This window comes from Agrobacterium sp. 22094 (genome assembly GCF_052046015.1).
Classification (GTDB): Bacteria; Pseudomonadota; Alphaproteobacteria; order Rhizobiales; family Rhizobiaceae; genus Agrobacterium; species Agrobacterium cavarae.
The window spans coordinates 1,226,553-1,242,263 of the sequence record NZ_JBQEPX010000001.1 but is presented as its reverse complement, the minus strand read 5'-3'; the positions used below and the strand labels follow the sequence as shown (position 1 = coordinate 1,242,263).

Sequence of the window (15,711 nt, the reverse complement as noted above, 5' to 3'; positions counted from 1 at the left end):
AAACGATGTTTGCAATGGAGAGGATGACGCGTAACCAGGTCAAAGAGAGGAAAAGTGGCGATGATCACCGATGGGAGACATGGCCATCGACCGGTCTCGACCATTTCGGCTTGTTTCTCTGGCGCGTCGTGCAGCGGTTGTGCAGTCGCGATTAGCAGCAGAAACAACGACGTGAAGCACACGGGCCTCAATTCTAGGATAATCCAGAATTCCAAGCACTTTCCGCAGGTCCAAAAGCGTCGGTAATTGACTAGGCAAGCTCCCTGCAAAGGTTTATAAGCCGCTCAATTTTTAAAGGTGCGCACGCCCGCGCAATTTTTCGGGCGGGGAGACAGGTGAGTAGAATGGCACAGAATTGGACGCCCGGGAGCTGGAGACAGAAGCCCATCCAGCAGGTTCCGCAATATCCGGACGCTGCTGCGCTTGCAGCAACGGAAGCCCAGCTTGCAAGCTATCCCCCGCTGGTTTTTGCCGGCGAAGCACGCCGCCTGAAGAAGCAGCTCGCCAGCGTTGCCGAAGGCGAAGCCTTCCTGCTGCAGGGTGGAGATTGCGCCGAAAGCTTCTTGGAACATGGCGCCGACAACATTCGTGACTTCTTCCGTGCCTTCCTGCAGATGGCCGTTGTCCTGACCTATGGCGCGCAACTGCCTGTCGTGAAGGTCGGCCGCATCGCCGGTCAGTTTGCCAAGCCGCGCTCCTCCAACATCGAAGCGCAAAATGGCGTGGAACTGCCGTCCTACCGTGGTGACATCATCAACGGTATCGAGTTCAACGAAGCCTCGCGCATTCCCAACCCCGAGCGCCAGCTGGACGCCTACCGCCAGTCGGCTGCCACGCTGAACCTGCTTCGCGCTTTCGCCATGGGCGGCTATGCCAATCTGGAAAACGTGCATCAGTGGATGCTCGGCTTCGTCAAGGATTCCCCGCAGGCGGATCGTTACCGCAAGCTTGCTGGTCGCATCTCCGAAACCATGGACTTCATGAAGGCGATCGGCATCAGCGCCGAAAACAATCCGAGCCTTCGCGAAACGGACTTCTTCACCAGCCACGAAGCGCTGCTTCTCGGCTATGAAGAAGCATTCACCCGTATCGACTCGACGTCGGGCGATTGGTACGCGACCTCCGGCCACATGCTGTGGATCGGTGACCGTACGCGCCAGCTCGATCACGCGCATGTGGAGTACTTCCGCGGCATCAAGAACCCGATCGGTCTGAAGTGCGGCCCGTCGCTGCAGCCGGACAATCTGATCCAGCTGATCGACGCGCTGAACCCTGCCAACGAAGCAGGACGCCTGACGCTGATTTGCCGCTTTGGCCATGACAAGGTCGCCGACCATCTGCCAAAGCTCATCCGCGCCGTTGAGAAGGAAGGTCGCAAGGTCATCTGGTCCTGCGACCCGATGCACGGCAACACCATCACGCTCAACCATTACAAGACGCGTCCATTCGAGCGCATTCTGTCGGAAGTGGAAAGCTTCTTCCAGATCCACCGCGCTGAAGGCACACATCCAGGCGGCATCCACATCGAGATGACCGGCAAGGACGTCACGGAATGCACCGGCGGTGCGCGCGCCGTGACCGCCGACTCGCTGTCCGATCGCTACCACACACACTGCGACCCGCGCCTCAATGCAGACCAGGCTCTGGAACTGGCGTTCCTCCTGTCCGAGCGGATGAAGAGCGGTCGCGACGAAAAGCGCTTGGCCGTCGCCAACGCCTGATCTCGTTGACAGGCAGACATACAAAAGCCGCCGGAGCGATCCGGCGGCTTTCTTGTTTAAGCAGAGTTATTGAACCAAAACAGGCTGCATGCAGCGCAGATCCGTCACCCGCACATCCGCTTCACCAATCTTCACGCCCATCACGAGCAAGGTGTTGTAGAGCAGCTCATCGATCGGTTTCGTCGCAGCACCCAGCGTATCGGCAAGCGCGGCCTGGAGAACCGTGGGTGAGCCAATCGTCAGGAACAGCACGTTGATATCGAGATCGAGCTTCTTCAGAAGCGAGGTGACGAGCGATGTGGTGACATCCTTCGTCGAGACCTGCTTGATTTTGCCGAGCTGGATTTCCGATTGATAGAAGGTCAGTCGGCTTTTCGTCATGTTGCCGCTGTTGATCTGCGCCATGCCGTTGATCCTGACCACGGCAGAATCGACGATCGACGCTTTGGTAACGCGTGGCGTGCGCCCGAAATTGTTGAATGCACTGGTGTCGACAGTGCCGAGCGAGATCTCAGCAAGACCCGGGACCACATCGATATCCACCGCGCCATTACCGGGCGTCATGCAACGGATGTCGGCAAGCCGTGCCTCCGCATTCGCCACCTCGACATAAAGAGGGATTTGAACCTGCAGGCCGAGAAGTGCTTTCAATCCTACCACGGAAGTATCGACGGCTAGGCGTGTCTGTGCCGTGCGTACGACGGTGCCAGATGCGCCAACGGCCAAGGGCGGGGTGCTGACCGGAGGCTCGCCCACGGCAAGCGTGATTTTGGTTCCCGCAAGCCCCGGAACGGACGCGCCCGCATTGATCGCAATCTGCTTGCTTCCGTTGCCGGCAACGGCTGCAGCGGAGATCAAGTCGAAGACACCTGCCGTGACCTTGAGGTTTTCGCTGTTTCCGACCATCGAGTCCAGAAATGGACCGAGATTGACGATCTTTTCAAGAGGAAGGCTGATGCTGCTTTTGTTTGCCGTCCGCTCCAGGGTCTTGATGGCAGCCGCGACGGAGGGCGACAGGCCGCTGGTGCGCCCAAGGGCGCTGAGAAACTTGCTGACGGTCACATCCGTGGCGAGCACCTCGCGATAGGTGCCAGCCTGCAAGCCGAGGTCGACCGCCAGGACATCGATGGCCTTCAACAAATTGACGTCGGCGCTGACGAGCGCCTGATAATCCATCAGCTTGAGACTGACGGAGGAACCCAAAAGTCCACTGAGAAGCGAATTGAGGATGCCTTCATTGAGTGACAGCAGACGCGACCCTACGGAGAAGGCCGCTACGCGCTGTGCGGCCGCCGTTCCGACTGCCGAAACCTTGGGTGGCGTGGTGAAGCTCGACGCAAAAAAGAGCGCCCCTCGTTCAACTATCTCGACCTTCACCGCATTGGGCGGTGTAGCATTTGCAACAAACCGCTGGCCGACCTCAGTATTCGGGTCAGGCACATAACGACCCTTGGTAATCTCGGCATAGCCATCCATCCCAGGCACTTCACCGTTTATATCGGGAGGCACGATTCCCGTATCCGTCAGCACGCCGGCCGGAACTTTGACGCCCAGCTTTTTGCCGTTGAGCTTGAAGTGCTGCAACACCGCTTGTTCCGGATTGGGAGCGCCGGCAGCAGAAATAGCGGCAAGATCCGCCGTCTGTTGAAGCTCCCGCTTTTGCAGCGTCAGCGCCCCGTAATCGACGCCGAGTGCCAGAATGCCGGCAAAGAGCGGTGCGGTGAGCCCGGCCATGATGGCAATGTTGCCAGATGTGTTTTGCCAGAAACGCGATTGCCGAAATCCTGCTTTGTCCATGTCAGACCCCTCCAATCCGGATTGTCGAGAAACGCTTGATGGTTTTTTCCGGAAGGGCGTAGGAATACAGGCTCCAGATCGGTAGCTCCGTCGCATCATACTCCACGGTCACGGTGAACTGATTGCTATTGCTGAGATCGCTGCCGACCGTCACATGGAAATAGCGCTTGTCCATGAAGGCGTAGCCGAGAGCGCTTCTGGACACGAAGTCCTTTGCCAGCGCCTCGCGTTCGTTGTTGTTCAATCCGGCAATGGCGGTTCTGGCGGCATCGGCTGCCACCTGCTGCACGGAATAGGCGGTCATCAGATAGATGCCGTAGGCAATCATGGTCAGCAGAACCAGCAGAAAGATAGGGGCAATAATCGCAAATTCGACGGCGGATGAGCCAGCACGATTACGAAGCATTCTTGCCATAAGTCCCACGGCACCCTCCGATACGCTTGTTGCGTTATTTTCGGATATGCTAATTCAAGCGGGTTGTTTTTTTCTTAATGGCAAAGCTTTGGGTTGTGTGTCACTTTGGGATGGTCCCAATATGCCTTCATAAGTAGCGAAGATGATGGGTAACGGTTATCCGGCATAACAGGCGGAAATCTGTCGTCGTCTTCAGATAAGCCGCAGGCCTCTGAAACTCACATGCCCGTCCTTGCCGATAATGATATGATCATGCACGACAATTCCAAGCGGCTTTGCTGTATCGATGATGGTCTTCGTCATATCGATATCGGCCTTGGAGGGTGTCGGGTCTCCACTGGGATGATTGTGGACGAGGATAATCGCCGTTGAGGAAAGCTCCAGTGCGCGCCGCACGAGCTCGCGTGGATAGACGGGCGTGTGGTCCACCGTGCCATAGCCTTGCACTTCATCAGCAATGAGCACGTTGCGCTTGTCGAGAAAGAGAATGCGAAACTGCTCTCGCGTTTCGTAGGCCATGGCGGCATGGCAGTAATCGATAACCGACGACCACGAACCGAGCACCTGCTTGTTGCGGATTTCGCTTTTCAGCATTCTCTGTGAGACCGACGCGACGAGTTTCAGATCCAGTGCCACAGCCTCTCCGACGCCGCTGACCTCCTGCAGAAGCGCTGGCGGTGCGCCGAGAACGCCGCCAAGCGTGCCGAACCGGGTGATCAGCGCCTTGGCGATCGGCTTTGTATCGCGGCGCGGAATGAGCCTGAAGAGCAGAAGCTCAAGGAGTTCGTAGTCGGCGAGCGCCACATCGCCAATATCGCGATATTTTGCTCGTAGTCGTTCTCGGTGACCGTGATAATGCGCGATCTCCTCACCGCCTCTGGCCTTCGTCTTGGCGGACTTTGGGGCAGGAGAGGTCTCGCTGGGAAGGCCAAGGTCTACCGAGGTGCCAAACAGGTCACCCGCCCCAGAGGTTTCGCCAAATGCTGATGCTTTTCCGGTGTCGGGCGAGGGACCTTTTGCCATCTGGCGATAACTCTCCCGTTAGAGCGGTGGTAGACCGGGCCGGTCGAAGCCGCCCGGCGACAAGGTGAAGACTTCGCAGCCTGTCGCCGTCACGCCAACGGCATGCTCATATTGGGCGGACAGCGATCTGTCACGCGTCACCGCCGTCCATCCGTCCGAGAGAACCTTCACATGCGGCTTACCGAGGTTGATCATCGGCTCGATGGTGAAGATCATGCCCTCACGAATTTCCGGGCCATCGCTTTCCTTGCCGTAATGCAGAATATTCGGCGTATCGTGGAAAAGGCGCCCGACGCCGTGGCCGCAGAAATCCGTCACCACCGAGCAGCGTTCCGCTTCAGCATAGGCCTGGATGGCAGCACCGATGGCGCCGGTCCGCACGCCGGGTCTCACCGCTGCAATGCCGCGCATCAGGCACTCGTAAGTGACTTCGAGCAGGCGCTCGGCGGACCGCTTGATCTGTCCAACGGGATACATGCGGCTCGAATCGCCATACCAGCCATCGAGCAGATAGGTCACGTCGATATTGACGATGTCGCCTTCACGCAGCGGCTTGTCGTCTGGAATTCCGTGGCAGACCACGTGGTTGATCGAGGTGCAGACCGATTTTGTATAGCCGCGGTAATTCAGCGTCGCGGGGAGCGCACCGTGATCGGCCCCGAATTCGAAGACGAAGCGGTCGATTGCGTTGGTCGTGATCCCTGGCTTGACCATGTCGGCAAGCGCATCGAGGCAACGTGCCGTCAACTGACTTGCCTTGCGCATGCCCTCGAAGTCTTCGGCATTATAGAGGCGGATGACGCCCGTGTTCTTCATGGGGGCGGATGCCGCTTCGATATAGGTGACCATTCTATCGCTTTCTGTCTTACTTTCACCTGCGTTCATAAAGCAGCAGGAGGCCAGTCGTCTATTGCAACCATCCGGTTCGCGACGATTTCCGTCGGCGAGACCTCGCAAGCTATGGCATAGGCCTCCACACCACGCCGCATCGCACGTTGAAACGCGACAGCATAAACCGGGTCGAGATCGGAGCAGATTCGCATCTGATGGCAATCGGAACGCTGGATCAGATAGAGCATGACGGCGCGGTAACCGGCTTCTGCCGCATCACCCAGTTCTTCAAGATGTTTGGCACCGCGCTTCGTCGCTGTGTCCGGAAACTCCGCGAGCCCGGCCTCTCGCATGAAATGCACGTTCTTGACCTCAACATAGGCATCCGGTCTTCCAGGCGCAGAGAGCAGGAAATCGATGCGAGAATTGATGCCATACCGCTGCTCGCGTTTCAGCACTTCGTAGCCGCGCAGTGACGGAATTCGATTTGCAAGGATCGCCTCTTCCGCAAGCCGGTTCGGCATCCCTGTATTGATGCCCACCACCGTCTGATCCGCTTCCACCATTTCCAGCATGTGACGATATTTGCGCGTCGGGCTGTCATGCTCGGACAGCCAAATCCTAGACCCGGGGGTCGTCAGTCCACGCATGGAGCCCGTATTCGGGCATGATCCGGTGATCGCCGTTCCGTCATCCAGAACGGCGTCGAAGAGGAAGCGTTTATAGCGGGAGACGAGCGTGGCGGGCACGAGAGGAGAATCAAAGCGCATGGCGCAAGTGTCTTCCCATGGCGTCGGTCATTCAAGCACATAGGTGCCTGGTGCATCGCAGAGCGGGGTGAGCCCACCATCTCCTGGAATGCGCGCTCCGACCATGTCTTTGCTCTGTCGTTCAAGCCAATTCTGCCAATGCGGCCACCAGGAGCCGGGATGAACGCTGCTTTCCCGCTGCCAGTCGTCAAAGTCACCGGCAGGTGATGCCCCCGTCAGATATTGATACTTGCCAGCGTCAGGCGGGTTCACCACACCTGCTATGTGCCCCGAACCACCCAGCACGAATTCGACCGGCGCGCCGAACGTCTTTGCACCCTCGAATACCGATTTTGCCGGAGCAATATGGTCGTCGCGCGTGGCGAGATCATAGATCGGAATAGTGACGTCCCCGAGGTTCAGCACCTTGCCATCCACCACCATTCGCCCTTCGGCCAGATTGTTTTCCAGATAGCAGTTGCGCAGATAGAAGGAATGAACGGCCGCGGCGACGCGGGTGGAATCGGAGTTCCAGTAGAGCAGATCGAAAGGTGGAGGCTGGGTGCCGCGCAGATAGTTGTCCACCATATAGGGCCAGATCAGATCAGACGCGCGCAGCATGTTGAAGACACTCGCCATGATCGCGCCATCGAGGTATCCGACTGCTTTCATATGCACATCGAGCGCAGCAAGCTGAGGCTCATCGATGAAGATCTTCAGATCGCCTGCATGGGTAAAGTCGGTTTGTGCGGCAAGCAGCGTGGCACTGCGGATGCGATCGTGTTTTTCCTGGACGTGAAGGGCGAGGGTGGCAGCAAGAAGGGTACCGCCAATGCAGTAACCCACCGCATTGATGTCCCGTTCTCCCGTCGCTTCTTCGATCGCGCCAAGCGCAAAATCGATGCCCTCACGAATATAGTCGTCCCAACCTTTTTCCGCATGGCGCGCGTCGGGATTGACCCAGGAGATCATGAAGACGCTGTGGCCTTGATCGACGCACCATTTGACGAAGGATTTTCGCGCATTGAGATCGAGAATGTAGAACTTGTTGATCCATGGCGGGATGATGAGAAGAGGGCGCTTGAATACCATTTCCGTTGAAGGGGCGTATTGGATAACCTCGCAGAGCGCGCTGCGGGCAATCACCTTGCCTGGAGAGACCGCTATATTCTGGCCGATGACGAACTGGCTGTAGTCGGTGTGGCGAAGCCTTAAGTGTCCGTTGCCAGCCGCCATGTCTTCCGCCAGCTGTGCCATGCCTTTGACGAGGTTCGCCCCGCTGGTAGCAACCGTCTCGCGAAATACCTGGGGATTGGTGAAGGCGAAGTTGGCTGGTGAGATCGCCTCCGTCACCTGCCGCATATAAAAGCGCGCCTTCTCGCGGGTCCGCTCATCCAGCCCCTCGGCCTCCGTGACCATCTTTTCCGCCCAGTCGGCGGTGGCGAAATAGACCTTCTGCAGAAAATCGAAAAAGGGGTTCGCCTGCCAGTCACTATCGGCAAACCGTTTATGGGCGCTTCGGGTTTCGGTGTGTGATTTTTCCGCGCCTGTTTTGGTCTGTTGCTCGGACAGCCGCATTACCGATTCTTGCCATATCGCGAAGTAATTCGACAGAAGGTGGGTCTGCGCCTCGACGGAGCGCTGCGGCTCCGCCATCCAATATTCGGCCACGTCAGACAACGTCTGGAAGACATCGCTTATTGGAGTTGGGCTCGTCTGCGGAATCTCGCCGCGCTCTCTGGGAGCGAGCCACTCGGAAGCAGCCTTGCCGAGATTTTCCACAGCCCTGGCAATGTTCATGGCAAAGGCCTGCGGATCGCGGAGAATATAGGCATCGGCAGATTTGGGATCGAAACTGAACCCTTTGTCCTCAGCATCGTCGGGTCCGCTTCGACTGCCGGCCATACGTTCTCCTCCGCGGCAATTTTTGTATTTGCACATTCTGTACGAAAACGAATACAAGTTCCAGCAACACGGGCGCCGGGACAGTGCGTTCGACACGCGATAGATACCTTACAGGTGGGGCAGGAAAATGGGCAAGCATTCGGGAAGCGTAAAAACAGCATCTATGCTGTTGGTTTGCGGCTTGGTCCTTCCTTTGGCTGCCTGCACCACGCCCAAGCCTCTCGTCAATCCTGCCCATATGGAGCGACCCAAGGCGCAGATCGTCGGCCCGCAGCCGGTCAGCAGCGGCCCTTTGCAGAAGCGTGATACCGGCAACTTTCCGACCTTTGCCAAGCCGATGACGGCTGCCATGCCGCAGATGGAAGAAAACGAAGCCTCGACCATGGAGCAGAACCTGACTGCCCTTGGCGCTGCCCGTCGCCGTGGTCAGATCACCGAGGCGGAATACAAGCGCCGCGTCGCAGAGCTTCGCGCGCTTTCAGCGCAGCAGCAGCCGACGGCAACGCCTGCCGCCTCCCAGTAAGCGAACGAAATCAACATTCTTCGTCGCGTCTAGCCGCAGATGAGAAGGGGCCGCTGCGTTGCCACGGCCCCATCACCGATCAATGCAGCGATGCACTTGCCGCCAGACGTTCCTGTCTGTCGTGGAGCGCAAACTTGTCGATCATGTCGGCGCTCGCCTTGTTGAAGCCCATGACCTCGACCTCGACGCCCGCCTTGCGATACTTCAGGATGACCTTGTCCAGAGCGCCCACTGCGGTGATATCCCAGAGATGCGCGGACGAAACGTCGATGACGATCTTCTCTGCCTGCTCGGCGAAATCGAACGCACCGATCAGGTTTTCCGCTGAGGCAAAGAAGATCTGACCCTCGACAACATAAGTAACCGTCTTCGCGCCCACATCCTCGCTTCGCGTGACGCGGAAGAGCTTGGAGACCTTGCCCGCGAAGAAGATGCCCGACAGCAGCACGCCGACGATAACGCCCTTGGCAAGGTCATGGGTTGCCACGACGGTGACGACCGTTGCCAGCATGACGACAGACGAGGGCAGCGGATTGCGTCTTAGATCGAGGATAGAGCGCCAGGAAAAGGTGCCGATCGACACCATGATCATCACCGCGACGAGTGCGGCCATCGGAATGTTGCGAACGAGGTCGTCCAGCACGACAATAAGGAACAGCAAGAACGCACCGGCGACGAAAGTCGAGAGCCGCCCGCGACCACCGGACGTGACGTTGATCACCGACTGGCCGATCATGGCGCAGCCACCCATGCCGCCGATCAGGGCGGAGGCGATGTTGCCGGCACCCTGGCCGACGCATTCCTGGCTCTTATTGCTTGGCGTATCTGTCATATCATCGACGATTTGAGCCGTGAGAAGGGACTCAAGAAGACCGACGGCTGCGAGCGTGACGGAATAAGGAAAGATGATCTGCAGCGTTTCCCATGTCAGGGGAACCTGCGGAATCATCAGCACTGGAAAGGTCGATGGCAACTCGCCAAGGTCTCCGACAGTGCGAAGCTCGATGCCCGTCCACCATGCGATCGCAGTCAGCACGGCAATGGCAACGAGCGGCGAGGGGATCGCCTTCGTGACGTAGGGAAAGAGATAGATGATGGCGAGGCCCGCCGCGATCATCACATAGGTCAATGCCGGAACGCCTATCAGTTCGGGCAACTGCGCCATGAAGATGAGGATGGCGAGTGCATTGACGAAGCCGGTAATGACCGAGCGAGAGACGAAGCGCATGATGCGTCCGACTTTCAGCCAGCCTGCAACGATCTGGATCAGGCCCATCAGGATGGTTGCGGCGAAAAGATATTGAAGCCCATGGTCCTTGACGAGCGATACCATGACGACGGCTGTCGCAGCCGTTGCAGCGGAGATCATGCCGGGACGTCCCCCGACGAAAGCTGCGACGCAGGCAATCGCAAACGAGGCGTAGAGCCCGACTTTGGGATCGACGCCGGCGATGACGGAAAAACCGATCGCTTCGGGAATCAGCGCAAGCGCGACGACGATGCCGGAGAGCACGTCTCCACGAATATTGGAGAACCACTCCTGACGGTAGTGTGAGAAAGTTCGCATGGATGAGTTACCACAGTTGATGCAACGGGCCGAGCAGAACTCGGTCCTCAAAAGATGAAACAGGTTGCGTTGCTGTGTTGTCTGGCGGATCGGCGGCCAGAAGAGCCACCCGGATTTTCACCGGGTCCTTGTGGATAACTGTTCTATAATCGAGATGTCGATGTGCTGCAACCGGCATCGTTTTGCTGAAACGCCTGAAGCACCATGGCTGTCCGTTAACGAAATCCTACTTGGATCTGCTGTTTTTGACCCATCCCGCCAATCTGACGATAACCCATTTTCTTAAACGAAAAGAGTATCTTATCGTCTAAAACGTGTTTCCAGGGAGGCCACTTGATGGCAGGCGCTGGGGAGCGTGATGATGAAGTGCTTATTTGTAGTTTTGATCCTGACCGCTACGGTGTTTACACCAGCAGAAGCCAAGGCGCCTTACATGTTTGGCGCCTCGCTGACACATTTGCACTGGGATAAGTAAGGCCCGTCAGTCGTTACCCGCGGCGTCGTTAAGCGCGTCGAGATCGGGCACGGTGATATGGCGGTTGTTTTCGATCTGAATGATGCCCTCTTTTTTCAGCTTGGTCATCTGACGGCTGACGGTCTCGATCGTAAGGCCAAGGAAGTCCGCAATATCGGCGCGTGACAGGGGCAGGTCGAAGCAGGACACGTCACCCTTTTCAGGATCGATGTGCGTGGCGATGAGATGCAGAAAGCTTGCGACCTTTTCCTGCGCGGATTTACGGCCGAGCGTCAGCATCCAGTCCCGCGCTTCGTCCAGTTCCTTCAGTGATTGGCCGTGAAGCTTGCGCTCCATGTTCGGCACTTCGCCAATCATCCGGTCCACCACACGCCGTGGAAACAGGCAGATCTCCACATCGGTGGCGGCTTCGGCGGTCATGCTGCTTTCGGCATTGAAAGGGCGCCCGAGAAAATCAGGTGCGAACTGCAGGCCGACGATCTGCTGACGACCGTCCGACATCATCTTCGACAGCTTGATGACGCCACTGAGAATATTGGCGTAGTAGGGCACGAGTTCGCCCTGGCCAAGCAGTTCGTTGCCGGTCTCGAACCTCTTGCGGCTGGACTGACGGTTGAGCTCCAGAAGCTGCGCTGGCGTAAGAACTCCGCAAAGGCCGCCATGGCGCGCCTCACAGGAACGGCACACGACGGGCATGTCCGAATTGTGGATAGTTCTCTGCAGCGTGTCCATCGCGTCACGTCCAAGTCGAACGGGTCCGATCGCAGGCGCGATCTCAAAAATCCCCGTCAAATCAAGCCCCCGAAGCCCATGTCCCCACATCGCTTCTGATACCTTTGTTTATTAGCTAATTTGATCGAAGTCAAAGTTGCAAACTGTCGCAGCATGTATCCCTAAGTCGCAGAATTGATACATGTCAGGAAGCGAGCGCGATGGCTGAGCATTTGTTGAAGAAATATTCCGCGGCCGTTCCCCGCTACACGAGTTATCCAACGGCGCCTCACTTCCATCTGGGTATAGGAGCCGGAGAATATTCCTCTTGGCTGCAGGCCCTTGATTCGCAGCATCGCCTCTCGCTTTACATCCATATTCCCTATTGCGACCGGCTCTGTTGGTTCTGTGCCTGCCACACCAAACACACGCTTCGTTACGAGCCGATTGCCGCTTATCTGAAAGCGCTGCACTGCGAAATTCAAGCGGTCGGGCGGCTTGTGTCGAAAGACGTCCGCGTTACCGCCGTGCATTTTGGTGGGGGGTCGCCAACGATGGTCAGGCCGCAGGACCTGATTGCGCTGATGGACGCGCTGCGCTCGACGTTCTCATTTTCGGACGGCGCCGAAATCAGCGTCGAGATGGACCCGAACGATCTCGATCAGGGGCGCTACGATGCCCTGGCCGCAATCGGCATGACGCGGGCAAGCCTCGGCGTGCAGGACTTTGACCGGAAGGTGCAGAAGACAATCAACCGCATACAGACCTTAGAACAGACGAGATCGGTGGTGGATGCGGTCAGGACGCGTGGCGTGCACTCTGTCAATTGCGACGTGCTGTATGGCCTGCCGTATCAAACGCTCGAGACGCTGCGCGATACCGTCGACAAGATCATCTCTTTGGACCCGGATCGTGTGGCTCTCTTTGGATACGCCCATGTGCCGTGGATGAAGAAGCACCAGACGATGATCCCGCAAGAGGCGCTGCCGGACGCGATTGCGCGATATAGGCAGATGAAAACCGCAGGCGAAATGCTGGTGCAGGCGGGTTATGAGGCGGTCGGCATCGATCACTTCGCCAAGCCAGGTGACACACTGGCGAAAGCGATGGAAGAGGGAGAGCTTCGCCGCAATTTCCAGGGCTATACCGATGACAGCGCCGACGCCCTGATCGGGCTTGGTGCCTCGTCCATTGGCAAGTTGCCGCAAGGCTACGTCCAGAACATGGTTGCGACGGGGGAGTATGAACGCATGGCTGAAGCCGATGGTCTCTGTATCGCTCGTGGCATCGCACTTTCTGTCGAAGACCGGGTGAGGGCCTTCGTGATCGAAAGGATCATGTGCGATTTCTCGCTCGATCTGTCGGCGCTCGCCGCGCTCTTCGGTCCGGCGTCTCTTCACGCCGTTGAAGAGGCCCAGCAATTTGCAGAGGGTGATCGCGACGGGCTTGTCCATCTCGAGGCCGGTCGTTTTGCCCTGACGGAAACGGGCAAGCCGTTTGCTCGCAGCATTGCCGCAACCTTTGATACCTATCTCTCCAACGGGCGAGGGCGTCATTCTCTGGCGGTTTGAGTGTAGGGTGTAGGCAACACACATCGCCCAAAATAGAGCGAAGCATCACGAAAGCATTGGCTTTTTGGTGCAACTTCCCTATGTGGTGCGTCTGAAGAGACCTTTATAATTAAGAACACAAAGGATTACGGGCGTGACAGCTACATTCGATAAGGTTGCCGACATCATCGCTGATACCAGCGAAATCGATCGCGAAACCATTACGCCGGAAAGCCATACGATTGACGACCTCGGCATCGACAGCCTCGACTTCCTCGATATCGTTTTCGCCATCGACAAGGAATTCGGCATCAAGATCCCGCTCGAGCAGTGGACGCAGGAAGTCAACGAAGGCAAGGTTTCGACCGAAGAATACTTCGTTCTGAAGAACCTCTGCGCCAAAATTGACGAGTTGAAGGCAGCCAAGGGCTGATCTTTTTCGTTCCGCTTCTGCGGGTTCCAGCAAAATGGGACCTGCATGCTGCTTTTTGACAGAGCTCGATCCTCAGGATTTGCCTGAGGACGTTTGCCCATCTGACGCTGTCTTGGGGCGAAACAGCCTGGCCTATTTCACGGACAAGATATGCTTCTCGAATATTTCCAGATGGTGGACCGAATCGAGTCTATCGACAGATCAGCCCGCATCCTGAAGGCGCGATCGGTCGTGCCGGACAAGAGCCCGGTTTTCGAGGGGCATTTTCCGGGCATGCCGCTGGTGCCAGGCGTGCTGTTGATCGAGACCATGGCGCAGACGTCCGGCATGCTGGTTCTCGCCATGACGGATTTTGCCGCCATGCCATTCCTGATGTCGGTCGACAGTGCCAAGATGCGGACCTTTGTCGAGCCAAATGCCGTTCTCGATATCGAGGCCTATCTCGAGCATGACGGATCGGGCTTTGCCGTCACCAAGGCAAAGATTACCTCAGGCGGCAAGAAGGTCTGCGACGCGCAACTGAAGCTTCGCACCATGCCTTTCTCTGAAATTCCGCTTGCGCCGATCGTCAAGAAGCGCGCCGAGGAAGTAGGCCTTATGGCGGCGATCGCTGCCGATACCTCCACCTGATCGAAAAAGCGCTATCTTCGCGTTTAAAATGCTGAAAAGTCATGTGGTGCGGAAGGTCCGATAGGCTTTCGCCATTGCAAAGCCGCATCGCGCGCATTATTCCGCATGGCAAGTGCGGCGTCCCTGCCGTTTTTGAAAGCTGGCCCGGGACTGCGTTCCGAAAAAGCGACGAAGGATCACGGATGATGAAGTCTGACAATGATGTGGTGATTACCGGGGTCGGTATCGTGACCTGTCATGGTGTCGGTAAAGATGCCCATATTGCGCTGCTCTCCAGCACCACGACGCCAGAGGCGATCGTTGAGACGGAAAAGTTTGCGCCTTATCCCATTCATCCGCTGCCGGAGATTGACTGGTCTGCGCAAATCGGTCGCAAGGATCAGCGCCAGATGGAAAACTGGCAGCGCCTCGGCGTGTTTGCAGCCGGTCTGGCGCTGGACGATGCTGGTTTGAAGGAAGACGCGGAAGCCTGTGGGACGATGGACATGATCGTGGCTGCTGGTGGCGGCGAACGCGACATCAATGTCGATACGCTGATTGTCGACGAAGGCCTCAAGCGCAACGACCGCGAAGTAATGCTCAATGAAAAGCTGACGACGGAGCTTCGCCCGACGCTGTTTCTCGCCCAGCTTTCCAACCTGATGGCTGGCAATATTTCGATCGTGCATAAGGTCACCGGCTCCTCACGCACCTTCATGGGTGAAGAAGGTGCCGGTATCTCGGCTGTCGAGACCGCATTTTATCGTATTCGCTCAGGCGAATCGAGCCATGCCCTCGTGGGCGGTGCATTTGCGGCCGAACGTCCGGACATGACGCTGCTTTTCGAAGCCGTTGGCGCGCATGCTCAAGGTGGCTGGCAGCCGCTTTGGTCGCGCGCGCAAGGCGAGGGCGGCGGCATGATCACCGGATCCGTCGGCGCCTTCCTCGTGCTGGAATCGCGCAAGCGCGCCGAAGCGCGTGGCGCGAAGATTTACGCGCGTATCGACGCGATCGAAGGCGATCGTGGCAACCGCGACGATGGCAAGTTTGAGGCGCGTCTCGAACGCCTCCTCGCGCCTGCCAAGGATGCGGCTGAAACCGTCGTCTTCTCCGGCGCCAGCGGTTATGACGGCCTGACGTCCCGCGAAAAGGACATTCTCGAAAAGACCTTGCCACATGCTGCAATTCGCGGCTTTGGCGGTGTTACCGGCCATGGCTTGGAAGCGCAGTTTCCGCTGGGTCTTGCGCTTGCAGCCCTTGCGCTTGAAAGCGGTGCGACGGTTCCGGCCTTTGACAGCGCTGTCGAAAAACCGATGGCGGCTGCCGCGACGGAAGCGGTCGTGACCACGGTTGGCCATGTGCGCGGCGAAGGTGTCGCCGTTCTTTCCAAAGACGCTTGAGG

General features: G+C 57.7%; 14 protein-coding genes and 1 other annotated feature. Of the genes, 6 read left to right on the top strand and 8 right to left on the bottom strand.

The window, feature by feature from the left end:
* Positions 1 to 344: 344 nt before the first annotated feature.
* On the top strand, positions 345 to 1,721 hold the full coding sequence (locus ACTJK5_RS05925) for a class II 3-deoxy-7-phosphoheptulonate synthase (RefSeq protein ID WP_440612000.1): 1,377 nt from the start codon (positions 345 to 347) through the stop codon (positions 1,719 to 1,721).
* A 66-nt stretch (positions 1,722 to 1,787) separates the two neighbouring features.
* Here the strand turns inward: ACTJK5_RS05925 and ACTJK5_RS05920 are convergent, their stop codons facing one another.
* The 6 genes from ACTJK5_RS05920 to ACTJK5_RS05895 all read right to left on the bottom strand — a co-directional run bounded on the left by ACTJK5_RS05920 (position 1,788) and on the right by ACTJK5_RS05895 (position 8,441).
* Positions 1,788 to 3,518, bottom strand: coding sequence for a TadG family pilus assembly protein (locus ACTJK5_RS05920; RefSeq protein WP_440611999.1), 1,731 nt, complete (start codon positions 3,516 to 3,518; stop codon positions 1,788 to 1,790).
* A 1-nt stretch (position 3,519) separates the two neighbouring features.
* Entirely contained in the window at positions 3,520 to 3,933 is a 414-nt protein-coding gene (locus ACTJK5_RS05915) for a TadE/TadG family type IV pilus assembly protein (protein ID WP_062425425.1), read from the bottom strand.
* A gap of 192 nt (positions 3,934 to 4,125) precedes the next feature.
* Positions 4,126 to 4,956 (bottom strand): RadC family protein, encoded by an 831-nt coding sequence (radC, locus tag ACTJK5_RS05910; protein WP_440611998.1) that lies wholly within the window; start codon positions 4,954 to 4,956, stop codon positions 4,126 to 4,128.
* An 18-nt stretch (positions 4,957 to 4,974) separates the two neighbouring features.
* Complete coding sequence (map, locus tag ACTJK5_RS05905; protein WP_062598095.1) at positions 4,975 to 5,805, bottom strand: type I methionyl aminopeptidase; 831 nt, start codon at positions 5,803 to 5,805, stop codon at positions 4,975 to 4,977.
* Positions 5,806 to 5,837: 32 nt separating this feature from the next.
* Complete coding sequence (gene sfsA, locus ACTJK5_RS05900) at positions 5,838 to 6,557, bottom strand: DNA/RNA nuclease SfsA (RefSeq protein WP_440611997.1); 720 nt, start codon at positions 6,555 to 6,557, stop codon at positions 5,838 to 5,840.
* Between the two features lie 27 nt (positions 6,558 to 6,584).
* A complete protein-coding gene (locus ACTJK5_RS05895) occupies positions 6,585 to 8,441 on the bottom strand; it encodes a PHA/PHB synthase family protein (RefSeq protein ID WP_440611996.1) in 1,857 nt (618 codons plus the stop codon).
* 181 nt (positions 8,442 to 8,622) lie between these two features.
* On the opposite strand from ACTJK5_RS05895, the gene ACTJK5_RS05890 reads away from it, so the two are divergent.
* A complete protein-coding gene (locus ACTJK5_RS05890) occupies positions 8,623 to 8,964 on the top strand; it encodes a hypothetical protein (RefSeq protein WP_246666335.1) in 342 nt (113 codons plus the stop codon).
* A 79-nt stretch (positions 8,965 to 9,043) separates the two neighbouring features.
* On the opposite strand, the gene ACTJK5_RS05885 is transcribed toward ACTJK5_RS05890, so the two are convergent.
* Positions 9,044 to 10,531, bottom strand: a complete 1,488-nt coding sequence (locus ACTJK5_RS05885) for a SulP family inorganic anion transporter (RefSeq protein WP_440611995.1) — start codon at positions 10,529 to 10,531, stop codon at positions 9,044 to 9,046.
* Between the two features lie 75 nt (positions 10,532 to 10,606).
* Positions 10,607 to 10,662, bottom strand: a sequence feature (sul1 is cis-regulatory element that is thought to sense ions involved in sulfur or methionine metabolism; They are found in Alphaproteobacteria).
* A 350-nt stretch (positions 10,663 to 11,012) separates the two neighbouring features.
* Positions 11,013 to 11,738 (bottom strand): transcriptional regulator FnrN, encoded by a 726-nt coding sequence (fnrN, locus tag ACTJK5_RS05880; protein WP_112519264.1) that lies wholly within the window; start codon positions 11,736 to 11,738, stop codon positions 11,013 to 11,015.
* Between the two features lie 200 nt (positions 11,739 to 11,938).
* Here fnrN and hemN point away from each other — a divergent pair, with 200 nt between their 5' ends.
* From hemN to ACTJK5_RS05860, 4 genes are all read left to right on the top strand, one after another.
* The gene (hemN, locus tag ACTJK5_RS05875) at positions 11,939 to 13,288 is read left to right on the top strand and encodes an oxygen-independent coproporphyrinogen III oxidase (RefSeq protein ID WP_440611994.1); all 1,350 of its coding nucleotides are present in this window, start codon (positions 11,939 to 11,941) and stop codon (positions 13,286 to 13,288) included.
* A 133-nt stretch (positions 13,289 to 13,421) separates the two neighbouring features.
* Positions 13,422 to 13,700 (top strand): acyl carrier protein, encoded by a 279-nt coding sequence (locus ACTJK5_RS05870; protein WP_027675812.1) that lies wholly within the window; start codon positions 13,422 to 13,424, stop codon positions 13,698 to 13,700.
* 150 nt (positions 13,701 to 13,850) lie between these two features.
* The gene (locus ACTJK5_RS05865) at positions 13,851 to 14,330 is read left to right on the top strand and encodes a 3-hydroxyacyl-ACP dehydratase FabZ family protein (protein ID WP_113179552.1); all 480 of its coding nucleotides are present in this window, start codon (positions 13,851 to 13,853) and stop codon (positions 14,328 to 14,330) included.
* Positions 14,331 to 14,512: 182 nt separating this feature from the next.
* The gene (locus tag ACTJK5_RS05860; protein WP_440611993.1) at positions 14,513 to 15,709 is read left to right on the top strand and encodes a beta-ketoacyl-ACP synthase; all 1,197 of its coding nucleotides are present in this window, start codon (positions 14,513 to 14,515) and stop codon (positions 15,707 to 15,709) included.
* Positions 15,710 to 15,711: the final 2 nt, after the last annotated feature.

Bases quoted from the DNA above. Each gene is read 5' to 3' on its own strand.
- ACTJK5_RS05915 (WP_062425425.1), bottom strand. From the start codon at position 3,933: ATGGCAAGAATGCTTCGTAATCGTGCTGGCTCATCCGCCGTCGAATTT.
- ACTJK5_RS05895 (WP_440611996.1), bottom strand. From the start codon at position 8,441: ATGGCCGGCAGTCGAAGCGGACCCGACGATGCTGAGGACAAAGGGTTC.
- ACTJK5_RS05865 (WP_113179552.1), top strand. From the start codon at position 13,851: ATGCTTCTCGAATATTTCCAGATGGTGGACCGAATCGAGTCTATCGAC.
- hemN (WP_440611994.1), top strand. From the start codon at position 11,939: ATGGCTGAGCATTTGTTGAAGAAATATTCCGCGGCCGTTCCCCGCTAC.
- ACTJK5_RS05925 (WP_440612000.1), top strand. From the start codon at position 345: ATGGCACAGAATTGGACGCCCGGGAGCTGGAGACAGAAGCCCATCCAG.
- ACTJK5_RS05860 (WP_440611993.1), top strand. From the start codon at position 14,513: ATGATGAAGTCTGACAATGATGTGGTGATTACCGGGGTCGGTATCGTG.
- sfsA (WP_440611997.1), bottom strand. From the start codon at position 6,557: ATGCGCTTTGATTCTCCTCTCGTGCCCGCCACGCTCGTCTCCCGCTAT.
- ACTJK5_RS05920 (WP_440611999.1), bottom strand. From the start codon at position 3,518: ATGGACAAAGCAGGATTTCGGCAATCGCGTTTCTGGCAAAACACATCT.
- fnrN (WP_112519264.1), bottom strand. From the start codon at position 11,738: ATGGACACGCTGCAGAGAACTATCCACAATTCGGACATGCCCGTCGTG.
- ACTJK5_RS05885 (WP_440611995.1), bottom strand. From the start codon at position 10,531: ATGCGAACTTTCTCACACTACCGTCAGGAGTGGTTCTCCAATATTCGT.
- radC (WP_440611998.1), bottom strand. From the start codon at position 4,956: ATGGCAAAAGGTCCCTCGCCCGACACCGGAAAAGCATCAGCATTTGGC.
- map (WP_062598095.1), bottom strand. From the start codon at position 5,805: ATGGTCACCTATATCGAAGCGGCATCCGCCCCCATGAAGAACACGGGC.